Below are 243 nucleotides of genomic sequence, written 5' to 3'. Positions count from 1 at the left end.
AAGTCCAGTACAACCCACCACATATCTAAATTCTATATTGGGTTGTTAGCTCAGTTGGGAGAGCATCGCCCTTACAAGGCGAGGGTCACTGGTTCAAGTCCAGTACAACCCACCAATATAGAAAATGTAATTTGGGTGATTAGCTCAGTTGGGAGAGCATCGCCCTTACAAGGCGAGGGTCACTGGTTCAAGTCCAGTATCACCCACCAAATTACACAATCCCGGGTTGTTAGCTCAGTTGGG

General features: G+C 47.3%; 2 tRNA genes. Both read left to right on the top strand.

What is annotated here, in order from left to right:
- The first annotated feature begins 39 nt into the window (after nucleotides 1-39).
- A tRNA-Val gene (locus N480_RS16280) sits at nucleotides 40-115 on the top strand.
- Between the two features lie 18 nt (nucleotides 116-133).
- Nucleotides 134-209: transfer RNA gene (locus tag N480_RS16275), tRNA-Val, on the top strand.
- Nucleotides 210-243 lie beyond the last annotated feature (34 nt).

The organism is Pseudoalteromonas luteoviolacea S2607 (genome assembly GCF_001625575.1).
Lineage (GTDB): Bacteria > Pseudomonadota > Gammaproteobacteria > Enterobacterales > Alteromonadaceae > Pseudoalteromonas > Pseudoalteromonas luteoviolacea_E.
This window is presented reverse-complemented; position numbering and strand designations above follow the sequence as displayed.